26 protein-coding genes and 1 pseudogene are annotated in these 25,735 nt (G+C 70.9%); 14 read left to right on the top strand and 13 right to left on the bottom strand.

The window, feature by feature from the left end:
- Positions 1-50 precede the first annotated feature (50 nt).
- Positions 51-548 (top strand): serine hydrolase, encoded by a 498-nt coding sequence (locus OOK07_RS27605; RefSeq protein WP_406312446.1) that lies wholly within the window; start codon positions 51-53, stop codon positions 546-548.
- Positions 549-566: 18 nt separating this feature from the next.
- On the opposite strand, the gene OOK07_RS27600 is transcribed toward OOK07_RS27605, so the two are convergent.
- Positions 567-1,331 (bottom strand): SDR family oxidoreductase, encoded by a 765-nt coding sequence (locus OOK07_RS27600; protein ID WP_266799116.1) that lies wholly within the window; start codon positions 1,329-1,331, stop codon positions 567-569.
- A 218-nt stretch (positions 1,332-1,549) separates the two neighbouring features.
- Here OOK07_RS27600 and OOK07_RS27595 point away from each other — a divergent pair, with 218 nt between their 5' ends.
- Complete coding sequence (locus tag OOK07_RS27595; RefSeq protein WP_266799114.1) at positions 1,550-1,855, top strand: type 1 glutamine amidotransferase family protein; 306 nt, start codon at positions 1,550-1,552, stop codon at positions 1,853-1,855.
- 112 nt (positions 1,856-1,967) lie between these two features.
- Here OOK07_RS27595 and OOK07_RS27590 read toward each other — a convergent pair whose 3' ends face one another.
- Positions 1,968-3,008, bottom strand: a complete 1,041-nt coding sequence (locus OOK07_RS27590; RefSeq protein WP_266799112.1) for an NAD(P)-dependent alcohol dehydrogenase — start codon at positions 3,006-3,008, stop codon at positions 1,968-1,970.
- Positions 3,009-3,185: 177 nt separating this feature from the next.
- On the opposite strand from OOK07_RS27590, the gene OOK07_RS27585 reads away from it, so the two are divergent.
- Positions 3,186-4,106, top strand: a complete 921-nt coding sequence (locus OOK07_RS27585) for a helix-turn-helix domain-containing protein (protein WP_266684228.1) — start codon at positions 3,186-3,188, stop codon at positions 4,104-4,106.
- Positions 4,107-4,316: 210 nt separating this feature from the next.
- Here the strand turns inward: OOK07_RS27585 and OOK07_RS27580 are convergent.
- From OOK07_RS27580 to OOK07_RS27570, 3 genes and pseudogenes are all read right to left on the bottom strand, one after another.
- Positions 4,317-4,607 (bottom strand): annotated as a pseudogene (locus OOK07_RS27580) (globin domain-containing protein); the annotation flags it as partial.
- Positions 4,608-4,797: 190 nt separating this feature from the next.
- Positions 4,798-6,063, bottom strand: a complete 1,266-nt coding sequence (locus tag OOK07_RS27575) for a L,D-transpeptidase (RefSeq protein ID WP_266684224.1) — start codon at positions 6,061-6,063, stop codon at positions 4,798-4,800.
- 209 nt (positions 6,064-6,272) lie between these two features.
- Positions 6,273-6,626, bottom strand: coding sequence for a hypothetical protein (locus OOK07_RS27570; protein ID WP_266799110.1), 354 nt, complete (start codon positions 6,624-6,626; stop codon positions 6,273-6,275).
- Between the two features lie 109 nt (positions 6,627-6,735).
- Here OOK07_RS27570 and OOK07_RS27565 point away from each other — a divergent pair, with 109 nt between their 5' ends.
- A complete protein-coding gene (locus OOK07_RS27565; protein ID WP_266684220.1) occupies positions 6,736-7,050 on the top strand; it encodes a hypothetical protein in 315 nt (104 codons plus the stop codon).
- Between the two features lie 42 nt (positions 7,051-7,092).
- Positions 7,093-7,899: a hypothetical protein gene (locus tag OOK07_RS27560; protein WP_266799107.1), complete on the top strand. Its 807-nt coding sequence runs from the start codon at positions 7,093-7,095 to the stop codon at positions 7,897-7,899.
- Between the two features lie 48 nt (positions 7,900-7,947).
- Here the strand turns inward: OOK07_RS27560 and hutH are convergent, their stop codons facing one another.
- From hutH to OOK07_RS27545, 3 genes are all read right to left on the bottom strand, one after another.
- Positions 7,948-9,486, bottom strand: a complete 1,539-nt coding sequence (gene hutH, locus OOK07_RS27555; protein WP_266802042.1) for a histidine ammonia-lyase — start codon at positions 9,484-9,486, stop codon at positions 7,948-7,950.
- A gap of 99 nt (positions 9,487-9,585) precedes the next feature.
- The gene (locus OOK07_RS27550) at positions 9,586-10,734 is read right to left on the bottom strand and encodes a GGDEF domain-containing protein (protein WP_266684216.1); all 1,149 of its coding nucleotides are present in this window, start codon (positions 10,732-10,734) and stop codon (positions 9,586-9,588) included.
- 134 nt (positions 10,735-10,868) lie between these two features.
- A complete protein-coding gene (locus tag OOK07_RS27545; RefSeq protein WP_266684214.1) occupies positions 10,869-11,678 on the bottom strand; it encodes an enoyl-CoA hydratase/isomerase family protein in 810 nt (269 codons plus the stop codon).
- 176 nt (positions 11,679-11,854) lie between these two features.
- Between OOK07_RS27545 and OOK07_RS27540 the strand changes: the two genes are divergently transcribed.
- Entirely contained in the window at positions 11,855-12,400 is a 546-nt protein-coding gene (locus OOK07_RS27540; protein ID WP_266802041.1) for a hypothetical protein, read from the top strand.
- A gap of 454 nt (positions 12,401-12,854) precedes the next feature.
- Here the strand turns inward: OOK07_RS27540 and OOK07_RS27535 are convergent, their stop codons facing one another.
- Both OOK07_RS27535 and OOK07_RS27530 read right to left on the bottom strand, forming a co-directional pair.
- Positions 12,855-13,979 (bottom strand): adenylate/guanylate cyclase domain-containing protein, encoded by a 1,125-nt coding sequence (locus OOK07_RS27535; protein WP_266799105.1) that lies wholly within the window; start codon positions 13,977-13,979, stop codon positions 12,855-12,857.
- Positions 13,980-14,171: 192 nt separating this feature from the next.
- Positions 14,172-15,032, bottom strand: coding sequence for a biotin--[acetyl-CoA-carboxylase] ligase (locus OOK07_RS27530; protein WP_266684210.1), 861 nt, complete (start codon positions 15,030-15,032; stop codon positions 14,172-14,174).
- A 111-nt stretch (positions 15,033-15,143) separates the two neighbouring features.
- On the opposite strand from OOK07_RS27530, the gene OOK07_RS27525 reads away from it, so the two are divergent.
- From OOK07_RS27525 to OOK07_RS27510, 4 genes are all read left to right on the top strand, one after another.
- Positions 15,144-16,763, top strand: a complete 1,620-nt coding sequence (locus tag OOK07_RS27525; RefSeq protein ID WP_266684208.1) for an acyl-CoA carboxylase subunit beta — start codon at positions 15,144-15,146, stop codon at positions 16,761-16,763.
- Positions 16,764-16,787: 24 nt separating this feature from the next.
- On the top strand, positions 16,788-16,997 hold the full coding sequence (locus OOK07_RS27520) for an acyl-CoA carboxylase epsilon subunit (protein ID WP_266799102.1): 210 nt from the start codon (positions 16,788-16,790) through the stop codon (positions 16,995-16,997).
- Positions 16,998-17,102: 105 nt separating this feature from the next.
- Positions 17,103-17,231 carry a morphogenic membrane protein MmpB gene (gene mmpB / locus OOK07_RS27515; RefSeq protein WP_266520724.1) on the top strand — a complete coding sequence of 43 codons (129 nt, stop codon included), beginning with the start codon at positions 17,103-17,105 and terminating at the stop codon, positions 17,229-17,231.
- 31 nt (positions 17,232-17,262) lie between these two features.
- The gene (locus OOK07_RS27510) at positions 17,263-17,883 is read left to right on the top strand and encodes a Maf family protein (RefSeq protein ID WP_266684204.1); all 621 of its coding nucleotides are present in this window, start codon (positions 17,263-17,265) and stop codon (positions 17,881-17,883) included.
- Here the strand turns inward: OOK07_RS27510 and OOK07_RS27505 are convergent.
- Positions 17,852-18,367 carry a hypothetical protein gene (locus OOK07_RS27505; RefSeq protein WP_266799100.1) on the bottom strand — a complete coding sequence of 172 codons (516 nt, stop codon included), beginning with the start codon at positions 18,365-18,367 and terminating at the stop codon, positions 17,852-17,854. The two genes, OOK07_RS27510 and OOK07_RS27505, sit on opposite strands and share 32 nt — an antisense overlap.
- 364 nt (positions 18,368-18,731) lie before the next feature.
- Here OOK07_RS27505 and OOK07_RS27500 point away from each other — a divergent pair, with 364 nt between their 5' ends.
- Positions 18,732-20,504: an acetyl/propionyl/methylcrotonyl-CoA carboxylase subunit alpha gene (locus tag OOK07_RS27500; RefSeq protein WP_266684200.1), complete on the top strand. Its 1,773-nt coding sequence runs from the start codon at positions 18,732-18,734 to the stop codon at positions 20,502-20,504.
- Positions 20,505-20,785: 281 nt separating this feature from the next.
- Positions 20,786-21,352 (top strand): TetR/AcrR family transcriptional regulator, encoded by a 567-nt coding sequence (locus OOK07_RS27495; RefSeq protein ID WP_266802040.1) that lies wholly within the window; start codon positions 20,786-20,788, stop codon positions 21,350-21,352.
- Between the two features lie 104 nt (positions 21,353-21,456).
- Here the strand turns inward: OOK07_RS27495 and OOK07_RS27490 are convergent, their stop codons facing one another.
- On the bottom strand, positions 21,457-22,416 hold the full coding sequence (locus OOK07_RS27490; RefSeq protein ID WP_266684198.1) for a DeoR/GlpR family DNA-binding transcription regulator: 960 nt from the start codon (positions 22,414-22,416) through the stop codon (positions 21,457-21,459).
- A 166-nt stretch (positions 22,417-22,582) separates the two neighbouring features.
- Positions 22,583-24,031: an NAD(P)H-quinone dehydrogenase gene (locus tag OOK07_RS27485; RefSeq protein ID WP_266684196.1), complete on the bottom strand. Its 1,449-nt coding sequence runs from the start codon at positions 24,029-24,031 to the stop codon at positions 22,583-22,585.
- Positions 24,032-24,139: 108 nt separating this feature from the next.
- Between OOK07_RS27485 and OOK07_RS27480 the strand changes: the two genes are divergently transcribed.
- Together OOK07_RS27480 and OOK07_RS27475 are read left to right on the top strand one after the other, a co-directional pair.
- Positions 24,140-24,577, top strand: coding sequence for a gamma-glutamylcyclotransferase family protein (locus tag OOK07_RS27480; RefSeq protein WP_266589557.1), 438 nt, complete (start codon positions 24,140-24,142; stop codon positions 24,575-24,577).
- 131 nt (positions 24,578-24,708) lie between these two features.
- Positions 24,709-25,533: a purine-nucleoside phosphorylase gene (locus tag OOK07_RS27475; protein WP_266799097.1), complete on the top strand. Its 825-nt coding sequence runs from the start codon at positions 24,709-24,711 to the stop codon at positions 25,531-25,533.
- Positions 25,534-25,735 lie beyond the last annotated feature (202 nt).

The raw sequence follows: 25,735 nt of genomic DNA, 5'->3' as shown, positions 1-25,735 counted from the left end.
TTGTCAGCGTGATCACTCGGGCTACTCGGCTCGTACACCACCGGCATCTGATGCCCACCCCCCTCAACGCGCGAGGGTTCTCAGCGATTCCGCGCCCCGGGACCGGGACCGGCAACGACACGGCCGCCGGGACCCGGATCCGGCTCCGCGACGGCAACAGCGTCGCCTGGCGCCGTGCGCAGATCCCCGCGGCGAGCGGATTCGGCAATGCCCGCTCGGTCGCCCTCGCCCAGTCGGTGATGGCGTGCGCAGGGGCGGTGCGCGGGGTGCGGGTGCTGTCACAGGCGGGGTGTGACCGGGCCCGGGAGGAACAGTTCAGCGGCGACGACCGGGTCCTGGGCATGCCGATGCGCTGGGGCCTCGGCTACGGGCTGTTCGGCAGCACCTACGGGTGGGGCGGCTGGGGCGGCTCGCTGGTGATGATCGAGCCCGAGCCCCGGATGGTGGTGGCCTACGTGACGAACCAGATGCGCGAACCGGCGGACAACACCAGGGGGTTGGAGATCGTCATGTCCGCCTACGACGGCCTCACGGGACTGCGGGCCTGAGGAAAGGTGCCCTCCGGCTCAGGCCACACGGTCCGCCAGGAACTCCTCCCACGTCCGCTTCCCGGCCTCCGCTCCCTCCAGCGTGAGGTTGTCCCCCGCCCGGTATGCCCGCCCCGCCTTCCCCGGGATGCGGACGGGCAGCTTCGGGCGGGGGCGCCGGCCGCGGAGTTCGAGGTACGGGCGGACCAGGGCGGGGATGTCGTAGAGCCTGGGGCCAACCATGTCCGGGACCGGGCCCGCGGGTTTGCCCAGGGTCAACTCCACCAGCCTGGCGGCGACTTCGCGGGAGTCGACCGGCTGGAGGCGGAGGCCGCCGGGGGCCGGGAGGACGGGGAGCTTCGTCGTCTTCTCCACCATCGCCAACGTCAGCTCGTGGAACTGGGCCGCGCGCAACGTCGTCCACGGGATGCCCGAGTCGGCGACGGCGCGCTCGGAGTCCAGCTTGGTGCGCAACCAGGCCAGCGGGACGCGGTCCGCGCCGATGACCGAGATGTAGACCAGGTGACGGACGCCCGAGGCCTGCGCCGCCCGGATCAGCGCACGGGTCGCCTCGTCGTCGCCCTTCTGGCCGCCCGCGAGGTGCAGGACGGTCTCCGTGCCGGCCACGGCGGCCGCGATGCCCTCGTCCTTCAGTAGGTCGCCGACGACGTACTCGACGCCGTTCGCCGCAGGGCGGGCGTTCCGGCTCAGCACGCGCGCCTCGCGGCCGGCCGCCTGCAGGAGTGGGGCCACATGGCAGCCGAGGGTGCCCGTGCCGCCCGTGACCAGGATGGGTGACGTCATGATGCACTGCTCCAAAACTCGTGGCGCCCGGAGTTCGGTGTTCCGTAGCGTCTGCGGTGGGCTGACGCCGGCGTATCAGGAGGCGTTCGCCGGGTGTCTGGGGCCGGCTGGGGCCCGTACTGGCCGAGTTCGGTGTTCCGTATGCCGGTTTCTCCGCCGGTGCCGCCGTCGCCGCGGTCCACGCCGTCGTCGGCGGTCGGCTCGACGACGGTGTTCCCGTGTGCCATGAGGACACCGCGGAGGACCTGGAGGAGGTCGAGGTGCGGGCCGGGCTCGGGCTTGTGCCCTTCGCAGTGGACGTGCATGCCGCGCAGTGGGGGACGCTGCCGCGGCTGATCGCCGCGGTCGCGCGGCACGGGCTCCGGCACGGCGTCGCCATCGACGAGAACACCCTTGTGGAGGTGGGGCCGGACGGGCGCGCCCGGGTGTCGGGACCGGGGCGCGCGCATTCCGTACGGCCGTCCGCCGACGGGGGCGTTCTCGTACGGTCCTTCGGGGCCGGCGAGTTCCTGCCGGCCGGCTGATCAACTCCGGCTGCCGGCTGACCGGCTCCCGCTGCCGCTCACCTCGCTCGCAGCGTGCGGCCGCATGCTGAAGGGCCCCGGCGCGAACTCCGCCGGGGCCCTTGGGCACGGATCAGATCGTGGCCGTGTCGATCACGAAGCGGTAGCGGACGTCACTCGCCAGTACCCGCTCGTACGCCTCGTTGATCTCGTCCGCGCGGATCAGCTCGATCTCGGCGCCGAAGCCGTGCTCGGCGCAGAAGTCCAGCATCTCCTGGGTCTCCCGGATGCCGCCGATGCCGGAGCCGGCGAGGGTCTTGCGGCCGCCGATCACCGAGAACAGGTTGAGCTTGACGGGCTCCTCGGGGGCGCCGACGTTCACGAAGGCGCCGTCCGTGCGCAGCAGGGACAGATACGCGTCGAGGTCCAGCGGGGCCGACACCGTCGAAAGGATCAGGTCGAAGGTGCCCTTGAGGTCCTCGAAGGTCTTCGGGTCGCTGGTGGCGTGGTAGTGGTCTGCGCCCAGCTTCAGCCCGTCGTCCTGCTTGCGCAGGGACTGGGAGAGGACGGTGACCTCGGCGCCCAGCGCATGCGCGATCTTGACGCCCATGTGGCCGAGGCCGCCCATGCCGAGGATCGCGACCTTCTTGCCGGGGCCGGCGTTCCAGTGCCGCAGCGGAGAGTACGTGGTGATGCCGGCGCACAGCAGGGGTGCGGCCACGTCCAGCGAGATGCCGTCGGGGATGCGGACGACGTAGTTCTCGTCGACGACGATCTTCTCCGAGTAGCCGCCGTAGGTGGGCTCGCCGTTCTTGTCGAGGGCGTTGTAGGTGCCGACGCCGCCTCCGGTGCAGTACTGCTCCAGACCGGCCTTGCAGTTGTCGCACTCACGGCAGGAGTCGACCAGGCAGCCGACGCCCACACGGTCGCCGACCTGGTACTTGGTGACACCCGGGCCGACCTCGGAGACGATGCCCGCGATCTCGTGCCCCGGGACCATCGGGAACATGGCCTCGCCCCAGCCCTCCCGTGCCTGGTGGATGTCCGAGTGGCAGATACCGGCGAACTTGATGTCGATCAGAACGTCGTACTCACGCACCGCCCGGCGCTCGACCGTGGTGCGCTCCAGGGGAGCCTTCGCGGCGGGGGCGGCGTACGCAGCAACAGTGGTCATGCCGAGGGTCTCCTAGCAGTGGTTACTGCCCGGCTGCCTTCTGATCTTCTGACCGGGCGTGCTGCTCAGCATGCCGGACCGTACAAGGTCCACCCAGCCCACGGCTTTGCGTACGTCCACTGTGCCTACCACCGGTGGGGTCAGGATGGTGTGCGTACGACGGTGAATACTTGACGCATGGACCAACAGCCCGATCCCGTACAGGAGCCGGCCGGCGCGCTGGACCGGCGTGCCGAGCTCAGCGAGTTCCTGCGCACCCGGCGTGCCCGGCTGAAGCCGGAGGACGTGGGGCTGCCGGACTTCGGGCGGCACCGGCGGGTACCGGGGCTGCGGCGCGAGGAGCTGGCGCAGCTGGCGGGCGTCTCGGTGGCGTACTACACCCGCCTTGAGCAGGGCAACGGGCGGAACGTGTCGGCGGAGGTGCTCGACTCCATCGCGCGGGCGCTCAGGCTTACCGACGCCGAGCACGCCCATCTGACGCATCTGGCGAAGCCGAAGCAGCACAAGAAGAAGCCCGCCGGGCGCAGCCAGCAGGCGCGGGCCTCGCTGCAGCAGCTCCTCGACACCATGGACGGGGTTCCGGCCTACGTCGTGGGGCGGCGCGCGGAGATCCTGGTGTGGAACCGGATGGCGGCGGCGGTCTTCGGCGACTGGGCGGAGCTGCCTGTCCAGGAGCGGAACTGGGCGCGGCTGGTGTTCCTGCGTCCTGCCTACCGGGAGCTGTTCATCGACTGGGAGCAGAAGGCGATCGACATCGTCTGCGCGCTGCGCATGGAGGCGGGCTGCTACCCGGACGACCCCCGGCTGTCGGCGCTGGTCGGCGAGCTGTCGGTGAAGAGCGAGGACTTCCGGCGGCTGTGGGCCACGCACGACGTCAAGGAGAAGAGCCACGGCCTCAAGCACCTGCGCCATCCGCTCGTGGGTGAACTGTTTCTGCAGTTCGAGTCGTTCAGGCTCGCGGGCGACGGGGACCAGGGGCTGGTGACGTATCACGCGGAACCGGGGTCCGCGTCCGCGGAGGCGTTGCGGTTGCTGGCGAGCTGGGGGGCGGATGCGACGCGTTCGGGAACCGGTGCGTCGTCGGCACCCTCGGCCTGAGACGCGCACGATGCCGGTGCGGCCCTCGGTGGGGGCTGCCACCCCAGACCCCCGCTTCGTCCTGAACGGCCTCGTCCTCGAACGCCGGACTGGCCGGCACGCCCTGATCCGGCGCTGACGACGCGCTGAGATGTCCTGACCGGCGCTGAAAGGACCCTCACCACCGCCGGGAAGCGCACCACCCTCACCGCGTCCGCGGCAAGAGGCCCCTCACCCCTGGTACGGCGGCATCGCCCCCCAGTTCCACTTCGGTACCGGCTGCTCCGTGGGCGGCTTCGCGTCCGGGCTCGAGAAGTACACGGCCAGCCTCGTGCCCCACTCCACATAGGCGACGAACGCCGAGCGGAACTCCGCGTCCGTGGGCAGGCCCGCCTCGTCCGCCGCGTCCTGGATCAGATTCACCCAGCGGCGGCGCTGCGGCTCGGTGATGTGCTTGCCGACGTGTTTGGCGACCATGTGGCCGTGGCCGCCCTGGGTGAGGGAGTAGCTGGACGGCCCGCCGGAAGCGGTACTTCCGGCGGGCCGTTCGCTCATGGCCTACGTCAGCGGGCTACGGGACTCACTTGCCGTACGCCCTCGACGACCACCGGGATGCTGACCGTCCTGCCGGCCTCGGCCTTGCTGCCCAGGTCCGTGGTCGCGTTGAAGGCCGTCGAGTGGGAAAGCCGTGGACGTGCGGTGGGTCGGCGGGTCAGACGGCGGAGCCGGCCTTCCAGTCGGCCCAGCTGAGGTTCCAGCCGTTGAGGCCGTTGTCCGGCTGGACGGTCTTGTCGCCGGTGTTGGACGTCACCACGACGTCACCGACGATCGAGCTGTTGAAGAACCAGTAGCCGGGCGTGCCCTTGTCGTTGGCGCCCTTCGTGTCCGACAGGCCGACACACCCGTGGCTGGTGTTGACGCTGCCGAAGATGGACTTCGCGCCCCAGTAGTTGCCGTGCACGAAGGTGCCGGAGTTGGTCAGGCGGATGGCGTGCGGCACGTCCTTGATGTCGTACTCGCCCTTGCCGTCGTCGTCGGTGAAGCCCACGGTCGCGCCGTTCATGCGCGTCTCCTTGAACTTCTCGGACATGACCATGATGCCGTTGTAGGTCTTGTTCTCCGGCGAACCGGCCGAGATCGGGATCGTCTTGACGGTCTTGCCGTCCTGCGTGACCTTCATCTGCTTGGTCTTCGCGTCGACGTAGGAGATCTGGTTGCGGCCGATGTGGAAGGTGACCGTCTTCTGCTGCACACCGTAGACACCGGAGGCGCCCTCGACGCCGTCGAGCGCGAGCTTCAGCGTGATGGTCGAGTTCTCCTTCCAGTAGTCCTCGGGGCGGAAGTCGATCCGGTTGGCGCCGAACCAGTGGCCGACGACCTCCTGGCCGGTGCTGGAGGAGACCGTGATGCCCTTCTGGACGGCGGCCTTGTTGGTGATCGCCTTGTCGAAGTTGATCGACACGGGCATGCCGACGCCGACGGTGGAGCCGTTCTCCGGCGTGAAGTTGCCTATGAAGCTGTTGGACGGCGAGACCGTCGTGAAGGAGCCGTTCTCGTGCGCGACGCGGCCGTCGGAGTCCTTGGCCTCCGCGGCGACCTTGTAGGTCGTCGAGCGCTCCAGTTGGGTGCTGGGCTTCCAGGTGAGCTTGTCCGCGGACAGCTGGCCCGCCACCGCGGCGCCGTCGGCGGTCGTCATCGTCACGCCCGTGAGCGTGCCCTTACTGACGGTGACGGCGGCGGAGTTGTTGATGGAGGCGTTGTCCGAGCCGTCCTTGGGCGTGATCTCGATCTCGGCCTCGGAGGACTTCTTGGCCGCCGCCTCGTCGGCCTTGGCCTGCGAGGTGTCCTTGCCCTTGGTGCCGGAGGCGTCGTCGTTGCCGCCGGAACAGGCCGAGAGCACCAGAACCCCGCCGAGCAGTGCGGACGCGGCCGCGAGGCCCCTGCGCCGCTTACTGTTCGTCATCACACGCTTCTCCATCGTTGCCGTATCCCCAAGAACCCCGAAGTGCCCCGTCTGACGAACTTCAACGCTACGGCCGGTTCGTCCCGTTCCACGTTCCTCAGAGGTGTGGGGCACGCCACGTCCGCCGGGGCGGAGGGTGCGGATGGCGGTCGGTGCGTCTCCCTGAGACGACGAAACCCCGGACGGCGGCTGCCGCCCGGGGCCACGATGCCCCCCGAGCCACGTCAGCCGAGGGGCACCCCCTCGTCGTCACGTTCTTCGTCGTGCACATCATCGTCGCCCAGGTCCCAATCCGGCGAATCGGGGTCGTAGTCGATCTCCTCGCTGGACCAGGAGGCCTGGGCGAGTTCCACCCCCGGCACCTCGCTCACCAGGTCGAACGGGTCGATGAGATAGGCGAGGGCCTCCGCAGTGTCTTCCGTCACAGCGTTCTCGATCTGTGCCCGCTCGCCGGTCGGCAGGTCGGTGTCGTCGGCGATCCGCCGCAGCGCCGCCTTGGTCACCGCGTCGGAGTCGTCGACCTCGATGACCAGTTCCACCCGAAGGCGGACAAAACGTGATGTCTCTTCAGTGCTCATGCCCGGAGAGTACGGCCCTTGGCTCCCGTGACTTTCCTGTGACCCGCGCCTTTCACTAACATCGCACCACACGGCCAATTCGCCAGCGCCACAAGGGGATCGATATTCCGTGTCATCCGCTCGCCGTCCGTTGCTGACCGCCACCGCCGCAGGGACCCTCCTGTGTGCCCTGTGGTTCGTTCCCTCCGCCAAGGCGACCGGGGACGAACCGGCGAGATCAGCGCCCTCGGCGACCCCGTCCTCGCAGATCACTACGCAGGCGCGGATGGCGTCGACGACCGCGGACACCTCCGGCGCCGAGACCCAACTCGCCGACACCGGAAGCTTCGACACCACTCCCTACTTCGTCGGCGGCACCCTCTTCCTCGGGGTCGGCGCCGGGTTCGTCGTGTACTCGGCGCGCCGGGAACGCCTCGGTTTTTGAATTCGCTTGACGATTCCTTGACGTCGCCTTCATAGTCCGCTCATGAAGAGATCATCGAGGGTGCGCGTGGGCGCCACGGTTGCCGTGAGCGCGCTGTCGCTCGCCCTCATCACCGGTTGCGGCGGGGATTCGGGCTCCGGGGACGCCAAGGACTCCGCCGGCAAGGGTTCTTCGCCGACCGCGGCCGCCAAGGCGCTCAGCGCGGCCGAGCTGGGCAGGCGGATCATCAGCGAGCAGGACCTCGACGGCTACGAGGTCAAGTCCGCCGACAAGGGCGGCAAGTTCGCCGAGTCCAAGGACCAGGTGACGGTGGTGGACGCGAAGTGCGAGCCGCTCGCCTACGTCCTCACCGGGTTCGCGCCGGGCGACGAGAGCGCCTACGTCAACCGGATGGCCACGGAGAAGGTCGCCGAGCCGACGTCCAAGGGCACCTCCGAGGAGAGCCTCGACGACATCGAGGACAGCCTCAAGGACATCGTGGGATCCACGATGACGATCGTGTCGCTCTCCTCGTACGACGGCGGGGGCGCCGAGCAGACCATGAAGTCCGTCGGGGACGCGGTCGCCGGCTGCGCGAGCGGCTTCACGGTGTCGGCGAAGGGCCAGGACACCCAGAAGTTCACGAGGGTCGCCGAGGAGAAGTCCTCGGGATCGGGCGACGAGTCGGTGGCGTTCTCCGTGACCGGCAAGACCGAGGGCGACACGACGACGGTGCACGCCGAGGTCGTCCGCCACGGCTCCACGGTCGCCACGTACTACTCGGTCAGCCTGGCGGCGCTGGCCGGCAAGCACGACAAGTACGGCATCCCCGCCGGGATCATCAAGGCGCAGGAGGCGAAGCTCGGTTGACGTTCCGGGGCCCTGTCGCAGGTGCGGCAGGGCCCCGTTGCCGTACGACTACTGCAGCGGCCCGGTGACGGTCTCCACCGCGGCGACCAGCCGTCCCTCGCGCACGAACGTGTCCGCGGCGGCGAGGTCGGGCGCGAGGAACCGGTCGGGACCGGGGCCCTCGACTCCCGCCGCCCGCACGGCCGTGATGGCCGCCTGCGAGGCGGGCGCCGGGGTCAGGCCCTCGCGCAGCTCGATCGCGCGGGTGGCGGCGTACAACTCGACGGCGACCACGCGCGCGAGGTTGCCGACGGCGGTGCGCAGCTTGCGGGCGGCCGACCAGCCCATGGAGACGTGGTCCTCCTGCATGGCGGAGGACGGGATCGAGTCGGCGGACGCCGGCACGGCCAGTCGCTTCATCTCGCTCACCAGCGCGGCCTGCGTGTACTGGGCGATCATGAGCCCGGAGTCGACGCCCGCGTCGTCGGCCAGGAACGGCGGCAGGCCGTGGCTGCGGTTCTTGTCGAGCAACCTGTCGGTGCGGCGCTCGGCGATGGAGGCGAGGTCCGCGGCGGCGATGGCGAGGAAGTCCAGGACGTAGGCGACCGGGGCGCCATGGAAGTTGCCGTTGGACTCCACGCGCCCGTCGGGCAGCACGACCGGGTTGTCGACGGCGGACGCCAGCTCGCGCTCGGCGACCAGGCGGGCGTGCGCCATGGTGTCGCGTCCGGCGCCGGCGACCTGCGGGGCGCAGCGCACCGAGTAGGCGTCCTGGACCCGCGGGGCGTCGTCCTGGTGGTGCCCGGTGAGTTCCGAACCCTTCAGCACGGCAAGCATGTTGGCGGCGGAGGCGCCCTGCCCGGGGTGCGGGCGGATGGCGTGCAGCTCGGGGGCGAGGACCCGGTCCGTGCCGAGCAGCGCTTCCATGGAGAGGGCGGCCGTCACGTCGGCCGACTTGTAGAGCATGTCCAGGTCGGCGAGGGCCATGACGAGCATGCCGAGCATGCCGTCGGTGCCGTTGAGGAGGGCGAGGCCCTCCTTCTCGCGCAGCTCGACGGGGGCGATCCCGTGCTCGGCAAGGAGCTCACCGGCGGGGCGGACGGTGCCGTCCGGACCTTCCGCGTCGCCCTCTCCCATGAGCGTCAGGGCGCAGTGGGACAGGGGCGCGAGGTCGCCGGAGCAGCCTAGGGAGCCGTACTCGTGGACGACGGGGGTGATCCCGGCGTTCAGCACGTCGGCCATGGTCTGCGCGACCTCGGGGCGGACGCCGGTGTGTCCCGAGCAGACGGTCTTGAGCCGCAGGAACATCAGGGCCCGTACGACTTCCCGCTCCACGTGCGGCCCGAGGCCGGCGGCGTGCGAGCGGACGATGTTGCGCTGCAGCTGGGCCCGCAGTTCCGGGCTGATGTGCCGGGTCGCCAGGGCGCCGAAGCCGGTGCTGACGCCGTAGACGGGCTCGGGCTTGGCCGCCAGCGCGTCCACGATCTCGCGGGCCGCGGCAAGGGCCTGCGCCGCCTCCTTCGACAGCTCGACCCGGGCGCCGCCGCGCGCCACGGCGAGAACGTCGGACGCGGTCACCCCGGACGTCCCCACCACCACAGTGTGCATATCCATATTCAGGAGCGTACGCAGTGAAGACGAAGATGTCACTACTGGTTCGTGGCTACGCCCCTTACCCATCCGGTGCGTCCCTGCGGCCCCGCTGCGTCAGCTGCGCCGCCCCCGGAAGCGGCGCCGCTCGGAAGCGGCCTGCGGCGAAGGCGCGTCGGCCAGCCGCATGACCGGGTCGTCGGGCCCTCCCCGCCCGGCCACGACCGGCCTGCCCGCGTGGAGCGCCTTCGCCCGGTACTGGGCGGCGTCCGCGAGCCGGAAGAGCCGGCGGGCGGAGCGGACCGGCCCGATCGGGTCCTCGGTGGACGCGACCCCGCAGGCGACGCCGTCGCCGAGCTCCAACTCGGCGGCGCGGCGGCACAGTTCGCCGGCCGCCTTGACCACCTCGTCGGCGGACGGCCCGACGGCGAGCAGGCAGAACTCGTCCCCGCCCAGGCGCGCGGCGAGCGCACCGGGCAGCATCGCGCCGCACAGGGAGAGCACGGAGCCGAAGCGTTCGAGCAGCCGGTCGCCCACGGCATGGCCGCAGGTGTCGTTCACGCGCTTGAGGCCGTTGAGGTCACAGACGACCAGGCTGACGACCGTACCGTCCGCTCGGTGCGACTCGACGGCCTCCTCCAGCTTCACATCGACGGCACGCCGGTTGGCGAGACCGGTGAGGGCGTCGGTGTACGCCAGCCGTCGCGCCTCCTCCAGCCGCTCCGCCTGGGCGATCCCGGCGGCGACGACAGCAGCCAGGACGGTGGCGAAGTCGGCGTCGGCCCGCCCGAAGACGGCCGCACCGGCGGGACGCGCAACGTAGAGCTCGCCCCACGCCCGCCCGTTCAGCACGATCGGGGCGACGACACAGCAGCCGCGGCCGCGGCGGCGCAGAGCGGCGACCCGCTGATGGACGTAACCGGGGCGGCCGCCCGCCGCGGGCCCCTGCGCCGTCTCCACCCACGCGTCGGGCTCACCGCCCCCGGCCCACCGCTCGTGCAGGAACTCGGTGATCTCGGGAAACTGGTGCACCGGGTACGACTCGTCCTCCGGGAACTCGTCCTCCCCCTCGCCCCGCTCCCCCACGTTCACAAGGACCCGCAGCCGGCCGCGCTCCCGCTCCCAGGCCGACAGCGCGGCGAAGCTCCCGCCGAGCGCCCGGCACGCACCGGTCGCCGCCGAGCGCCACGCCTCGTGCGAGCCGTGGGCCGCCGCCATGCCCTGTGCCAACGCGACGACGGCAGCGAGCCGCTTGTCCTCACCCATCACTCCAGGTTAGGGAGGTTTCGGGCGATTCGTTCTATTGATACGGCGGTGGGGTGACCGCCCCCGACTCATGCCGACCGGTCGTACCGACCGGTCACGCCGACCGGTCACGCCGGCCGACCGGCCCTCGGCGGCTACTCGCCGGGCCACTGAGGCTTCCGCTTCTCGTTGAACGCCGCCACACCCTCCGCCCGGTCCCCGGAGAACGCCACGGACCGCCATGCCGCGTCCTCGACCTCCAGGCCGGCCCGCAGGTCGAGCCCGTGGCCGAGGCGCAGCGCGCGCTTGGCGGCCCGCAGGCCGACCGGCGAGTTCTCGGCGATGCGGGACGCAAGGGCCAGCGCCTCGGCCCGGTCCCGCCCCTCCTCCACCAGCTCGTCCACGAGGCCCAACTCCCGCGCCTCGGCGGCCTCCAGACGCCGGGCCGTGAAGATGAGTTCCGCCGCCCGGGCGGCCCCCACCCGGCGCGGCAGCAGCTGCGTTCCGCCACCGCCCGGGATGACCCCCACGGACACCTCCGGCAGCCCCACCACGGCCGTGCGGTCGGCCACGATCAGATCGCACGACAGCGCCAGCTCGAAGCCCCCGCCGAGCGCGAACCCGTGCACCGCGGCAACCGTCGGCACCGGCAGTTCGAGCACCCCGGTGTAGGCACTGCGCGCGACGGGCCGCTGCCGGACCAGGTCGGCGTCGGAGAAGGAGTTCCGCTCCTTCAGATCCGCCCCGACGCAGAACGCCCGCTCGTGCGTGGACGTCACCACGACCACCCGTACGTCACGGTCGGCGCCCAGCGCCGCGCACGCTCCGGCGATGGAACGCGCCATCTCGCTCGAGACCGCGTTCATGGCCTTGGGCCGGTCGAGGACGAGCTCCGCGACATGCGCGACGTCCCCGTCTCCGTGTCGCCGCACCACCACGAACTCCCCGAACCGCTCCTCACCCATGACGCCCTCCGGTTAACGCGGGTTAACAAGTTTCGGCCCGATCATCGCAGGGTTTCCCTCCGTTGTCCCCGTTCGAGTGATATCCGGCCCGACTCCCGCCGCGCCTCCCACAAGAGCGCATAACGTGCGTCCGCCACGGCGCACAGGGGGCGCCGGCGCAACGGGGAGGGGTCGTGATGGTCGTGACGGCGGAGACATCGGTGAGACGGGGCCGGCACCGCAGGCCCCGGCCCCGCAGGGTTCTGCTCGCCGTCGGGGGCCTCGCGCTGGCCGCCGGCGCCTTGAGCCTCGTACGGATGGCGCCCGAGTCGGGGGTCGGCGCGGTCGGGACCGCGGAGGCCGATCCCCGTCAGGACCCCGGTACGGGCACCGGCCGGTCGGACAACGCCGTCGCCACCGTCGAGGCCGTGCCCCGGGTGAGTCCGTCGGCGACGTCCGCGATGGGCGGGGCGAGCGCGACACCGACGGCGGCTTCGAGCCTCGTACCCCTGCTGTCCCCGACCGCACCGCCGGACCCGGAGTCCACCGCCACCACCACGCTCCCGCAAGCGCCGAATACCCCGGCACCCACGCCCCCACCTCACCGACCCACGACGACACCCCCCACCCCCCGGCCGACTCCGACACCCGGCAGCCCCACACCCCCACCCCCGAACAACGCCGACGATCCCGACCTCTGCGTCCCGATCATCGGCCTGTGCGTGGGCCCACTCGCGGGCTGATCCCAACGGCCGACCAGCCCCGCAGAAACGCTGCCACCCCCGCGCAACCATCACCAGGCCACAGCGATCACCACGCCAGACAGCCAGGACCCCGAATCGACGCACGGGCCGAACCCACCAGCCCCGCCGAAACGCTGCGCCCCCGCGCCACCACGCCCGACAGCCGCCACCCCGAATCGACGCCGACCCGACAGCGGGCGCGATCACACCCCCCACCCGGCCTCCACGCCCCGTAAGCGGCACCGCCCGGCCGCTCCCGGGCTCCAGGGCCCAGTTGCTCGGACAGGACCGGCGGGCGGTACCGCGGCTCGAAGCCGACCGGAGCCCGCGTCCGGCCCGGCCGCCCGACCGCCAAGCCACCGGGCCGCAGGGCCGCAGGGCCGCAGGGCCGCAGGGCCGCAGGGCCGCAGGGCCGCCAATGCAAGGGATCACCTGGCCACCAGGCCAAGGAGTCCTACAAGGCCTCGCTCCGTCGGGTCAGGAGCCACGGCTCCACGACGCCGAGGCCGCGGACAGGGCGTTGCCACATCGGCTGGAGGGCGAAGCGGTACGTCGGGGGCTCCTCGCCCTCCTTCTCCGCCGCTGCGGCGGCCTCGGCCGCCTCGGCCTCGGAGGCCGGTGCCTCTCCGGTGCGGATCAGCTCCTGGGCGAAGTCGGCGTCGACGAGGACGGCGTCGCGCGGGGCTATCGACGTCAGCCGGGAGGCGAGGTTCACCGTCGTGCCGAAGACGTCGCCCATACGGGTGGTGACCGTGCCGAAGGCGATGCCGACGCGCAGCTCGGGCATCGTCTCGTCGTTCGCCATCGTCTCGATCAGGCGCAGCGCGATCTCGGCGGCGATCCCCGCGTCGTCGGCCGCGTACAGCACCTCGTCGCCCAGCGTCTTGACCAGTCGGCCGCCGTGCGCCGCGACCAGGTCGGCGGCGGTGGTCTCGAAGGCCTCGACGAGCTCGCCGAGTTCCTCCTCCTCCATCCGGCGGGTGAGGCGGGTGAAGCCGACGAGGTCCGCGAAGCCGACGGCCAGGCGCCGGTCGACCATCTCCTCGTCGTCGGCGGCCTGCACGACGCGCCCGGCCGAGGCGGCGAGCTGCCGCCGCCAGACGTAGACGAGGAACTCCTCCAGCTCGGGCAGCAGCAGCTCGACGATGGGATACGTCACCTCGGTGCGCGTCATCCCCGGCTCGGGCGGCTCGGTCAGGCCCTCCAGGAAGGAGTCGATCTGCCACTCGGCGAGCCGGGCCGTGGTCTGCCCGGTGGACCGGGCCACCTGCACCGCCATCGCCTCGCTCAGCAGTCCCGCCTCGACCAGACCGGACAGCCGCCGCAGCGCGAGCACGTCGGCCTCGGTGAGCGCCTTGGCCTGACCGATGTCGGCGAAGCCCATCGCCCGCCAGAAGCGGGTGGCCAGCTCCACGGAGACGCCCGCGCTGCGGGCCGCCTGGAAGGGGGTGTAGCGCCGCTCGGCGCCAAGGATCAGATGTTCCAGGCGCAGGGCGAGCGGGTCCTCGCCGGATTCGGCGGCATGGGGGTCCACCCGGCCGTCCGCGTCCGCGCCGGAGCCCGTGTCGTCGACGGTCACGCCTGCTGCCCTTCCGATCTGCCACGGCCAGGTATCGACCGGCCTCAACTGTACGGCAGGTGTGCCCTACCTCACTCCCGACGTGGGTGAAGCACCCGGCACCGGTGCGGGCGTCGCTGGGAGCCTGCTTCCCCGGATCCCCGCTTCGGCCCGAAAGGCCTCATCCTCGAACGCCGGACCGGGTGGATGTCCTCACGCCGGCCGCAAGTGGACGATGTCTCCAGCGCCCACCGGCTCCTGCACGCCGTCCTGCGTTGCGATCACCAGCCTTCCGTCGCCGTCGACCGCCACCGCCTCCCCGGTGACCGCCCGGTCTCCCGGCAGCTCCGCCCGCACCACCCTCCCCAGCGTCGCGCAACCCGCCGCATACGTCTCCTGCAAGCCGCTGGCCGCCGGATCGCCACCGGCGTCCCGCCAGCGCCCGTACCACTCCTCCAGGGAGCGCAGCATCGCCCGCAGCAGGGGGTCCCGGTCCGTGCTCACCGCTCCGGCCAGCGCCAGCGAACCCGCCTGCGGGACCGGCAGTTCGTTCTCGCGCAGCGTGACATTGACGCCGACCCCGACGACCACCGCGTCGTCGCCGGCCCGCTCGGCGAGGATCCCGCCGGCCTTGCGCTCCTCGCCGCCGATGGAAACGAGCAGGTCGTTGGGCCACTTGAGTGCCGTGTCCACGCCGGCCGACCGGGACAGCCCCGTCGCCACGGCGACCCCGGTGAGCAGCGGCAGCCAGCCCCAGCGGGCGACCGGCACCTCCGCCGGTTTCAGCAGGACGGAGAAGAACAGGCCCGAGCGGGCCGGGGCCGTCCACTGGCGGTCCAGGCGGCCCCGCCCGGCGGTCTGCTCCTCGGCGACCAGGACCGTGCCCTCGGCAGCCTTGCCCGCGCCCGCCAGGGCGGCCAGGTCGGAGTTGGTGGACCCGGTGCTCTGCACCAGTTCCACCTCGCGCCACAGGCCGCCCTCCTGCACGAGTCCCCGGCGCAGCGCGGTGACGTTGAGAGGAGGCCGGTCCAGATCGGACCAGCGACTGTCGTCTGAAGCATCTCGCGGCGTCATGCAAGCCACCCTAGGTGTGTGAAACGCCGCACTGCTGATTCGTAAGCCCCCCACTACTCTACGGATGAGTAACCGTCCCCCCTTTTGAGCAGGCAGGGAGCCGCGATCCCGATGTCCGAGCCGGAAGAGCGTCAAGAGATCCAAAAGCCCCAAGGGATCGACATCCACACCACCGCGGGCAAGCTCGCGGATCTCCAGCGCCGTATCGACGAGGCGACGCACGCCGGCTCCGCACGCGCCGTCGAAAAGCAGCACGCCAAAGGCAAGCTGACGGCCCGTGAGCGGATCGAGCTGCTCCTCGACGAGGGCTCGTTCGTCGAGCTCGACGAGTTCGCCAGGCACCGCTCCACCAACTTCGGCCTGGAGAACAACCGCCCCTACGGCGACGGCGTCGTCACCGGCTACGGCACCGTCGACGGCCGCCCGGTCGCCGTGTTCTCCCAGGACTTCACCGTCTTCGGCGGCGCCCTGGGCGAGGTCTACGGGCAGAAGATCGTCAAGGTCATGGACTTCGCGCTGAAGACCGGCTGCCCGGTCATCGGCATCAACGACTCCGGCGGCGCCCGAATCCAGGAGGGCGTCGCCTCGCTCGGCGCGTACGGCGAGATCTTCCGCCGCAACACCCACGCCAGCGGTGTCATCCCGCAGATCAGCCTCGTCGTGGGCCCCTGCGCGGGCGGTGCGGTCTACTCCCCCGCGATCACCGACTTCACGGTGATGGTCGACCAGACCTCGCACATGTTCATCACCGGTCCGGACGTCATCAAGACCGTCACCGGCGAGGACGTCGGCTTCGAGGAGCTGGGCGGCGCACGCACCCACAACTCCACGTCCGGTGTGGCCCATCACATGGCCGGGGACGAGAAGGACGCGATCGAGTACGTCAAGCAGCTGCTGTCGTACCTGCCGTCCAACAACCTCTCCGAGGCGCCGGTCTATCCGGAGGAGGCGGACCTCGCCACCACCGGCGAGGACCTGGAGCTGGACACGCTCGTCCCGGACAGCGCGAACCAGCCGTACGACATGCACACGGTGATCGAACACATCCTGGACGACGCCGAGTTCTTCGAGACGCAGGCGCTGTTCGCACCGAACATCCTCACCGGCTTCGGCCGGGTCGAAGGTCACCCCGTCGGCATCGTCGCCAACCAGCCGATGCAGTTCGCGGGCTGTCTGGACATCACGGCCTCCGAGAAGGCCGCCCGCTTCGTGCGCACCTGCGACGCCTTCAACGTCCCGGTCATCACCTTCGTCGACGTGCCGGGCTTCCTGCCCGGCGTCGACCAGGAGCACGACGGCATCATCCGCCGCGGCGCCAAGCTGATCTACGCCTACGCCGAGGCCACCGTCCCCCTCATCACGGTCATCACCCGCAAGGCCTTCGGCGGCGCCTACGACGTCATGGGCTCCAAGCACCTGGGCGCCGACCTCAACCTCGCCTGGCCCACCGCCCAGATCGCCGTCATGGGCGCCCAGGGCGCGGTCAACATCCTGCACCGCCGCACCATCGCCGAGGCCGACGCGAACGGCGACCTCGAAGCCACCCGGGCCCGCCTCATCCAGGAGTACGAGGACGCCCTCCTCAACCCCTACATCGCGGCCGAGCGCGGGTACGTCGACTCGGTGATCATGCCGTCCGAGACGCGCCGGCACGTCGTCCGCGGCCTTCGCCAGCTGCGTACGAAGCGCGAGTCGCTGCCGCCCAAGAAGCACGGCAACATCCCCCTCTAGCCTCCAGTCCGGCAGGGAGCCGTCATGAACATCAAGGTCGTACGGGGCAACCCGACCCCGGAGGAGCTGGCCGCCGCCCTGGCGGTGGTCAGGGTCCGCGCCGCGGTGGCGGCAGCCGAGCCGTCCGGTGCGCCGCGGGAGAGGGACGCGTGGTCCGACCCGGCGCGCCTCGCAAGCCACCGCTTGCCGCAGCCGGGCCCCGCGTCATGGGCTCGCACGTACTGGCCGGGCTGAGGTCCACAGGGGCGCGGGGAACCGCGCAGGTGAGAACAACGCCGGGCGCCGATTTGAGTACCAGTACTCAGGCGCCCTCCCCCGGCCCAGCCGCACGCTGGTGACATGCTGTGGTCCGACCCCGAGAACGAGCCGCCCAAAGAACTGCGGGACATGCAGGAGATGTTGCGGCGGCTCGGTCTCCTCATGGCATTGGCCATGCTGCTGGCGATGATCGTGATCGGCCTGAGGTGAACGCCGACACGCCCGCCGATACCCTGACCGCATGACCGATCAGCCGCTCCGCCGCCTCGTCCTCGCCTCCCAGTCCCCCGCCCGACTGAACCTGCTGCGCCAGGCCGGTCTGGCACCGGAGGTCATCGTGAGCGGCGTCGACGAGGAGGCCGTGACGGCCCCCACCCCCGCCGACCTCGCCCTCGCCCTCGCCGAGGCCAAGGCCTCCGTCGTGGCCGCCAGGCCGGAGGTGCACGGCGCCCTGGTGATCGGCTGCGACTCGGTGCTCGACCTCGACGGCCAGGCGCTCGGCAAGCCCGCGGACGCCGAAGAGGCCACCGCGCGCTGGAAGGCGATGCGAGGACGCGCCGGCACGCTGCAGACCGGCCACTGCATCTGGGACACGACGAACAAGAGGTACGTGTCGGCCACGGCTTCCACGGTCGTCCGCTTCGGCGAGCCCACCGACGAGGAGATCGCCGCCTACGTCGCCTCGGGCGAACCCCTTTACGTCGCGGGGGCGTTCACGCTCGACGGCCGCAGCGCGCCGTTCATCGACGGCATCGACGGCGACCACGGCAACGTGATCGGCATCAGCCTGCCCCTCGTCCGCCGGCTCCTCGCCCAGCTGGGCGTCGGCATCACGGAGTTGTGGGCGCCGGCGGAGAAGTGAGGGGCGAGCCCTTGTCGTCCTCGCGGCCACCGTCGTTGCCGCCGTCGTTCTCGGGGCCGGGTGCCGCGGGCGGGACCGCGTCGGAGGGCTCGGCCGGGCCGTCGTAGGTCATCAGCAGCAGCACGATGAGTGCCAGCACCGCCACCATGAACAGGAACGCCGACCAGCCCACCAGCCCCCACGCGAACGCGCCCAGCAGCCCGTGCACCACGGCCGCGCTGATCAGCAGGATGCGCCCGAAGCCGGCCGGCGGGCGGTCCCGGAGGGCGACGAGGAGCGCCACCAGGCCGCACAGGGCGAAGTAGAGGCCGAAGAGGATCCCGCCGATCTTCGAGGACGTCGCCATCATGTCGGAGTCGAGGCCGGCCAGGGACATGTCCTGCCGGTCGACGACGATCCCCAGAAACCAGTTCAGTGCCGCGACGCCGAACGCCTCCACGAAGAGCACGACCGCCACGACCCACGCCACCGGTCTGCGCACCACCGGTCCCCACCCACTCTCGAGCCGAGCTCTTGTTACCCAAAGTACGTTCCGTACATCGCGAACGCTACTAACGGGTAAACCCCGGGACAAGGGTTCTGCGGACGGCAAAGAATCATTGGGCCATTCGTAGGGACTCCACAAAGAAACCGAGTGGCCCGCAGCACGCTCTCACAGAGACCTTGACCACACGGGAGAGCTAGGGTTTCCCGCAGGAGTCCGGCATGCCGTGGTGCGACAAGGGATTTCGCGGGTCGAGCAAGCCTCGTATCACGCTCCGTGTGGGCAAGCTCACCAGTGGGGACGGGTCGTAGTGCCGTGTAGCCAGTCCCTAAACTCGGCTTGTTTCAAGGAGGGAGCCTCAATCGTGCGCAAGGTGCTCATCGCCAACCGTGGCGAAATCGCTGTCCGGGTCGCTCGGGCCTGCCGGGACGCGGGGATCGCGAGTGTGGCCGTCTATGCGGACCCGGACCGTGACGCTCTGCATGTCCGCGCCGCAGATGAGGCGTTCGCCCTGGGCGGTGACACTCCGGCGACCAGTTATCTGGACATCGACAAGGTTTTGAACGCGGCGCGTGAGTCGGGGGCGGACGCGATCCACCCCGGTTACGGTTTTCTGTCGGAGAACGCCGACTTCGCGCAGGCCGTGCTCGATGCCGGGCTGATCTGGATCGGCCCGCCGCCGCAGGCCATTCGTGATCTGGGTGACAAGGTCGCCGCCCGGCACATCGCCCAGCGTGCCGGTGCGCCGCTGGTGGCGGGCACGCCCGATCCGGTGTCGGGGGCCCAGGAGGTCGTGGCCTTCGCCCGGGAGCACGGCCTGCCCATCGCCATCAAGGCGGCCTTCGGTGGTGGCGGACGCGGCCTGAAGGTCGCCCGCACTCTCGAAGAGGTACCCGAACTCTACGAGTCGGCGGTCCGTGAGGCGGTGGCCGCGTTCGGCCGCGGGGAGTGCTTCGTGGAGCGGTACCTCGACAAGCCCCGCCATGTGGAGACCCAGTGCCTGGCCGACAGCCACGGCAACGTGGTCGTGGTCTCCACCCGTGACTGCTCGCTGCAGCGCCGCCACCAGAAGCTGGTCGAGGAGGCCCCGGCGCCGTTCCTGTCCGAGGCGCAGGTCGCCGAGTTGTACGCGTCTTCCAAGGCCATCCTCAAGGAGGCCGGCTACGTCGGCGCCGGCACGGTCGAGTTCCTCGTCGGCACGGACGGCACGATCTCCTTCCTGGAGGTCAACACCCGTCTGCAGGTCGAGCACCCGGTCACCGAGGAGGTCGCCGGGATCGACCTGGTCCGTGAGATGTTCCGCATCGCCGACGGCGAGGAACTCGGCTACGGCGATCCCCAACTGCGCGGCCACTCCTTGGAGTTCCGTATCAACGGCGAGGACCCCGGCAGGGGCTTCCTGCCCGCGCCGGGCACCGTCACCGCCTTCGACGCGCCGTCCGGCCCGGGCGTGCGCCTGGACGCCGGTGTGGAGTCGGGCAGTGTGATCGGCCCGGCCTGGGACTCGCTGCTGGCCAAGCTGATCGTCACCGGCGCCACCCGCGCCCAGGCCCTGCAGCGCGCGGCCCGTGCCCTGCAGGAGTTCCGGGTGGAGGGCATGGCCACCGCCATCCCCTTCCACCGCAAGGTGGTCACCGACCCCGCGTTCGCCCCCGAACTCAGCGGCAGCGCCGAGCCGTTCACGGTCCACACCCGCTGGATCGAGACCGAGTTCGTCAACGACATCAAGCCCTTCACCGCGCCCGCGGACACCGACACGGACGAGGAACCGGGCCGCGAGACGGTCGTCGTCGAGGTCGGCGGCAAACGCCTGGAGGTCTCCCTGCCCTCCTCCCTGGGCATGTCCCTGGCCCGCACCGGCCTCGCCGCCGGCGCCCGCCCCAAACGCCGGGCCGCCAAGAAGTCCGGCCCGGCAGCCTCCGGCGACACCCTCGCCTCCCCCATGCAGGGCACCATCGTCAAGGTCGCCGTCGAGGAGGGCCAGGAAGTCAAGGAAGGCGACCTCGTCGTCGTCCTCGAAGCGATGAAGATGGAACAGCCCCTCAACGCCCACAAGTCCGGCACCGTCAAGGGCCTGTCCGCCGAAATCGGCGCCTCCCTCACCTCCGGCGCCCCCATCTGCGAAATCAAGGACTGAGGCAGGACCGGCCTTCCCATAGGACATCCCGAGGCGCCCGGCGGACTGAAGCAGTCAGTCCGCCGGGCGCCTCGTCGTCCTTCACGTCCCCCCGGCGCTGCTGCCGCCTGAGGAGACGCTCCGGCCCACACGGTCCGGGCAGCCCGCTCGCGCATCCTCGATGGCATGCTGGATGCAGACGGGGACGCACGCGAGGGCAGGTGGGAGGCATGGTGGGCACGACGTCGGCAGAGACGGCGGTGAACGACGACACGACGGCGACACCGGTGCCCCCGCGTGCCATGCGTGCCGACGCCCGCCGCAACTACGAGCGGCTGCTCGCCGAGGCCCGCTCCGCCTTCGCGGCGCATGGCACGGACGCGTCCCTGGAGGACGTGGCCCGGCGTGCGGGGGTGGGCATCGGCACCCTCTACCGCCATTTCCCCAACCGTCACGCCCTGTTGAGCGCGGTCTTCGAGGACGCGGTGAGCGACCTGCTGGCCCGCTCCCACGAACTCCTCGACGCCCCCGAGCCGTGCACGGCCCTGGTGACATGGCTACGGGAGATCGTCGCGCACGCAGGCGAGTACCGGGGCCTGGCACGGGCGTTGATGTCCGTCTCGACCGACGGCACCTCCGCACTGGCCCGCTGCAGCGAGCCCATTCGGGAGGCGGGCAAGGCCCTGCTGACACGGGCTCAGGAGGCGGGCAGAGTGCGCGCCGACGTGGCAGTCGGCGACCTGCTCCAGCTGACGCACGCGATCGCACTGGCGGCGGAGGAATCCCCGGGCGACCCAGACCTGGCGGACCGCCTGCTGACCCTCACCCTGCGGGGCTTGAAGGACGGCTGGAGCGGCTCCGCAGCGTAGGCCCGGTGTACAACCCGTATCCGAACCCGCACCCGCACCCGCACAACCAGCGAACCACTACGGCGAAGAGCGCGAACCCTTCCGGCGAAGAGCCGAGGTCGCCCCTACCGCCGCCGCAGATCCGCAACCCGCGCCCGCTCCGCCCCCGCCGAAGCCTCACCGAGCACCGTGGCCGTCCTCAGGGACGCCCCGGGCCCGGAGACCTGTCCGCGCCGCGGCCCCGGCAGGGCGACGTCCCGGCGCGCTTGGCGCGGGGGGACCGGATCACCGGCCGAATTCCCCGATGCCCCGGCGACAGCGATCTGCACCCCTTGGTCGGCGAGGGCCTGAAGCTCCGTGGCCGCTCGGTCGTCGTGCGGTGGCGGCTCGTCCGTCACCAGCCGCGTGATCACATCCGTCGGCACGGTCTGGAACATGGTGTCCGTGCCGAGCTTGGTGTGATCGGCGAGCACGACGACCTCGGCGGCGGCCTGCACGAGCGCCCGGTCGACGGACGCCGACAGCATGTTGGACGTGGACAGGCCGCGCTCGGCGGTGAGCCCGCTCCCGGAGAGGAAGGCCCGAGACACCCGCAGCCCCTGCAGGGACTGCTCGGCACCGCTGCCCACCAGGGCGTAGTTGGAACCGCGCAGGGTGCCGCCGGTCATCACGACCTCCACGCGGTTGGCATGGGCCAACGCCTGGGCCACCAGCAGGGAGTTGGTGACGACGGTCAGCCCGGGCACCCGGGCGAGCCGGCGAGCCAGCTCCTGTGTGGTGGTGCCCGCCCCGACCACGATGGCTTCGCCTTCTTCCACGAAGCCCGCGGCAAGGTCGGCGATGGCCGTCTTCTCGGCGGTCGCGAGATGTGATTTCTGCGGAAAGCCGGATTCTCGCGTGAACCCGCCCGGCAATACCGCACCGCCATGCCGGCGGTCGAGGAGTCCTTCTGCCTCCAGTGCGCGCACGTCCCGCCGTACGGTCACTTCGGAGGTCTGGACGACGCGGGCGAGCTCACGGAGCGACACGGCCCCATTCGCTCGCACCATTTCGAGGATCAATTGGCGACGTTCTGCAGCGAACACGAAACTGACAGTAACCCCAACGACCGTCTGCTTTCAGCAGTTTGCGCCGAATAGCAGAAGTTGTTCGCACACAAGGACGGGAAGTGGTATAGAGCCTACCCGTCCCGCCTATGCCGTACGCATGCTCGACAACTCCCTGTGACCAGCGGGGAATCGGTTTCGGCCGTCAGATCTCGCCGCCGGACTTACGCGTGTGAAGCTGGCGCGCGACCTCCGCGATCGACCCCGAAAGGGAGGGATACACGGTGAACGCGTTCGCGATCTGTTCGACCGTCAGATTGTTGTCGACGGCGATCGAGATCGGATGGATCAGTTCCGAAGCGCGCGGCGAGACGACCACTCCGCCGACCACGATGCCGGTGCCCGGCCGGCAGAACAGCTTCACGAAGCCGTCCCTGATGCCCTGCATCTTGGCCCGCGGATTACGCAGCAACGGCAGCTTCACGACGCGGGCGTCGATCTTTCCCCCATCGACGTCCGCCTGCGTGTAGCCGACGGTCGCGATCTCGGGATCGGTGAACACATTGGACGAAACGGTCTTCAGATTCAGCGGTGCCACCGCGTCGCCGAGGAAGTGGTACATGGCGATTCGGCCCTGCATGGCGGCCACGGAGGCGAGGGCGAAGACACCGGTCACGTCACCGGCGGCATAGACACCGGGAGCCGTCGTCCGGGAGACCTTGTCGGTCCAGATGTGCCCGGACTCGCGCACCCTGACGCCGGCCTTCTCCAATCCCAGCCCCGCACTGTTCGGAATGGCACCGACCGCCATCAGACAGTGCGAACCGCTGATGACCCGCCCGTCGGACAGCGCGACCTCGACCCGGTCGCCGACCCGCTTGGCGGCGGCGGCCCGCGACCGCGCCATGACGTTCATGCCACGCCGCCGGAAGACGTCCTCGAGGACGGCGGCGGCATCCGGGTCCTCACCCGGCAGCACACGGTCCCGTGACGACACCAGCGTCACCTTGGACCCGAGCGCCTGATAGGCACCGGCGAACTCGGCACCGGTCACGCCCGACCCCACCACGATGAGCTCCTCGGGAAGCTCGGTGAGGTCGTACACCTGGGTCCAGTTGAGGATGCGCACGCCGTCGGGCTGGGCGTCGGGCAGCTCGCGCGGATGGCCGCCGGTGGCGATGAGCACGGCATCGGCGGTGAGGGTCTCCTCGCTGCCGTCGGCAGTGGAGACGACCACCTTCCGCGAACCGTCGAGGGCCTGCATGCCCTCCAGCCGCCCGCGCCCCCGCATGACCCGGGCCCCGGCACGCGTCACGGACGCCGTGATGTCGTGCGACTGGGCCAGCGCAAGCCGCTTCACACGACGGTTGACCTTCCCCAGGTCGACCCCCACCACCCGGGCGGCCTGCTCCAGCGGCGGGGTGTCGTCGGCGACGATGATCCCCAGCTCCTCGTACGACGAATCGAAGGTGGTCATCACCTCGGCCGTAGCAATAAGAGTCTTCGACGGCACGCAGTCGGTCAGTACCGACGCCCCGCCCAGACCGTCGCAGTCGACGACGGTCACCTCCGCGCCGAGCTGGGCGGCCACCAGGGCCGCCTCGTATCCGCCGGGTCCGCCACCGATGATCACGATCCGAGTCACGTACCCCATTGTCCCGCACCGTTCAAGGTGCTATCGCCCCGGGGGCGGGGCAATGGGTTGGCAAGGGGCCGCTGATCCCCACGAGACGCCTGTGCCGACTACCGTACCCTCGACCCCATGTCGCTCTACGCCGCGTACGCCGGCAACCTCGACGCGCGGCTGATGACCCGCCGCGCCCCGCACTCGCCGATGCGCGCCACCGGCTGGCTGAACGGGTGGCGGCTGACCTTCGGGGGCGAGCACATGGGCTGGGAGGGCGCTCTGGCGACGATCGTCGAGGACCCGCTCTCCCAGGTCTTCGTCGCGTTGTACGACATCGCGCCGCTCGACGAGGAGTCGATGGACCGCTGGGAGGGCGTCGGCCTGGGCGTCTACCGCCGGATGCGGGTGCGGGTGCACACCCTGGAGGGCGAGGAGTCGGCGTGGACGTACGTCCTCGACGGCTACGAGGGCGGCCTCCCGTCGGCGCGATATCTGGGCGAGGTCGCCGACGCAGCCGAGTCCGCGGGAGCCCCGCACGACTACGTGATGGAGCTGCGCAAGCGCCCCTGCTGAGCACAGCGAACCCACAGACACCGCACAGACCCTCCACCCCCGCCTTTCGTTGGAAACGACAAGACAACGATCGCAGACCCGTGAGCTCTGTCATCTACGCGCGTAGGCCCCGACCGGCTACTCTCGACCGCGTGAACGCATCTCTTCTTCCGGACGACATCCAGGGCGACCCCCATGCCGCCGCCGACGCCGCCGCCGCACGCCTGCGCGACCTGACCGGCGCCGAGACCCACGACGTCGCCCTCGTGATGGGCTCCGGCTGGGCCCCGGCGGTGGACGCCCTCGGGGCACCCGATGCCGAGTTCCAGGTCACCGAGCTGCCCGGTTTCCCGCCGCCGGTGGTGGAGGGCCACGGCGGCAAGATCCGCTCGTACCGCATCGGCGACAAGCGCGTCCTGGTCTTCCTCGGCCGCACCCACTTCTACGAGGGCCGAGGCGTCGCCGCCGTGGCGCACGGCGTCCGCACCGCGGTGGCCGCCGGCAGCAAGACGATCGTCCTCACCAACGGCTGCGGCGGCCTGCGCGAGGGCATGCGCCCCGGCCAGCCGGTCCTGATCAGCGATCACATCAACCTGACGGCGACGTCCCCGATCATCGGCGCGAACTTCGTCGACCTCACCGACCTCTACTCCCCCCGCCTGCGCGCCCTGTGCAAGGAGATCGACCCCACCCTGGAGGAGGGCGTCTACGCGCAGTTCCCCGGCCCGCACTACGAGACGCCGGCCGAGATCCGCATGGCCCGGGTGATCGGCGCGGACCTGGTGGGCATGTCGACGGTCCTCGAAGCGATCGCCGCACGTGAGGCGGGCGCCGAGGTACTGGGCATCTCCCTGGTGACCAACCTCGCGGCCGGCATGACGGGCGAGCCCCTGAACCACGAAGAGGTCCTCCAGGCGGGCCGCGACTCGGCGACCCGGATGGGTTCGCTGCTGGCGCAGGTTCTGGACCGTATCTGAGCGCATCCGGGAGTCCCGCGTGGGCCGTCGGCCGCGCACGGCGAGCACGGGACGGGGTGGGGGTGTCCGCGCGCGGCGGCCGGCGTCCGTCACCGGGCACCAGCACCACCCGGCAGACAGCACCGCCGGACCGATGACGGACACCCCGGCTCCGGCCCCGACGCGCCACCCGCACCCCCGCCGAAGCCGCGCAGGCGCCGCA

Source organism: Streptomyces sp. NBC_00078 (assembly GCF_026343335.1).
GTDB lineage: Bacteria > Actinomycetota > Actinomycetes > Streptomycetales > Streptomycetaceae > Streptomyces.
This window is presented reverse-complemented; position numbering and strand designations above follow the sequence as displayed.